Genomic DNA, 1,717 nt, shown 5'->3' with positions numbered 1-1,717 from the left:
CTAGAAGACTCATGAAGATCTTGGGTTCTGGCCCCGCCGCGTGAGCGGCGGGGCCAGACTCGTTTTCGTGGCGATGGGCGAGTGGGCCGGGGAGACCGTCGGCCCGGATGTGTGGGAGACGTGCCGGGAGTTGATCCCGGCCGGGAGTGTGTTCGCGTTCCTGGCCGAGCATCGGGGCCGCCTGTTTCCGGCGGAGATGTTCGCGGACATGTACCCGTCGGCGAACGGGCGGCCGAGTATGCCGCCGCAGATCCTGGCCGCCGCGATCACTTTGCAGGCCCTGCACGGGCTGTCGGACTTCGAGACGGTCCAGGAACTGCGGTGCGACCTGCGGTGGAAGGCCGCATGTGGGCTCGGTCTCAACGACATGGCGTTCGACCCGTCGCTGCTGGCCTACTTCCGTCGCCGACTGGCCCGTTCCGCCCGCCCGAACCGTATTTTCGAGGCCGTGCGCGAGGTCGTGAAGGCCACCGGTGTGCTGAAGGGCAAGCACCGCCGGGCGCTGGACTCCACCGTGCTGGACGACGCGGTCGCCACCCAGGACACCGTCACCCAGATCATCGCCGCGGTCCGGGCGGTGATCCGCGAGGTCCCCGGCGCCGGCGCGGTCGCCGCTGCCCGGTGCAGCGCGCACGACTACACCGACCCGGGCAAGCCCCGCATCGCCTGGAACGACGAGCAGGCCCGCGCCGAACTGGTCGACGCGCTGGTCACCGATGCCCTGCGGCTGCTGGGCCACCTGCCCGACCAGCAGCTCGGTGAGAAAGCCGCGAACGCGGTGGGCATCCTGGCCCTGGCCGCCGGCCAGGACGTCGAGCCCGCCGAGGACTCCGACGGCCGCGACGGACGCTGGCGCATCACCCGGGGCACCGCCCCGAACCGGACGGTCTCCACCGTCGACCCCGAAGCCCGACACGTCCACAAGACCCGCAGCCACCAGCAGGACGGCTTCAAGGCCCACCTGGCCATCGAACCCGAGACCGGCTTATACACCGCCGTCGCCCTGCGGCCCGGCGCCGGACCCGAGCACCACGAGGCCGCTGTGGGCCAGGAACTGCTCGCCGACGAGGACACCCCGGTGGACGCCTTCGGTGACACCGCCTATTCCACCGGGGACGCCCGCCAGGCCCTCCACGAGGCCGGGCACCGGCTGTTCCTCAAGCCCGCACCACTGCGGCCCGCCGTCCCCGGCGGCCTCACCCTCGACGACTTCACCATCGACACCACCACCGCCACCGTGACCTGCCCGGCCGGACACACCGTGGCTCTGTCCGTCCCCGGCGGGCAGCACCACCAACGCAAAGCCTCCTTCGGGGACTCATGCACCGGATGCACCCTGCGTGAGCGGTGCACCAAAGCCAAGGCCGGACGCATCCTGACCATCCGCCCCCACCACGACCAGCTCGCAGCCGCCCGCCACCAGGCCGCCACCGATCCCGACTGGCAGGCCGACTACCGCCGCTGGCGGCCCCCCGTCGAACGCGCCGTCGCCTGGCTCGTCCACCACGGCAACCGCCGTCTGCGCTACCGCGGCACCATCAAGAACGACACCTGGCTCCACACCCGAGCCGCCGCCCTCAACCTCCGCCGACTGATCAACCTCGGGCTCACCCACACCAGTGGTACCTGGCACATCGCACCAGCCAGTGCATGAGTGGAGGGCTGTCCAGCCTGACGGCCGGACAGCCCTCACCAAGATCTTCATCAGTCTTCTAGG

The 1,717-nt window shown here is 70.8% G+C and carries 1 protein-coding gene; it reads left to right on the top strand.

Annotated elements, in window-relative coordinates:
- The first annotated feature begins 73 nt into the window (after positions 1 to 73).
- Complete coding sequence (locus ABZ464_RS52000; RefSeq protein WP_359290047.1) at positions 74 to 1,654, top strand: IS1182 family transposase; 1,581 nt, start codon at positions 74 to 76, stop codon at positions 1,652 to 1,654.
- Positions 1,655 to 1,717 lie beyond the last annotated feature (63 nt).

Origin of the sequence: Streptomyces sp. NPDC005820 (assembly GCF_040630255.1) — a bacterium.
Lineage (GTDB): Bacteria > Actinomycetota > Actinomycetes > Streptomycetales > Streptomycetaceae > Streptomyces.
This window is presented reverse-complemented; position numbering and strand designations above follow the sequence as displayed.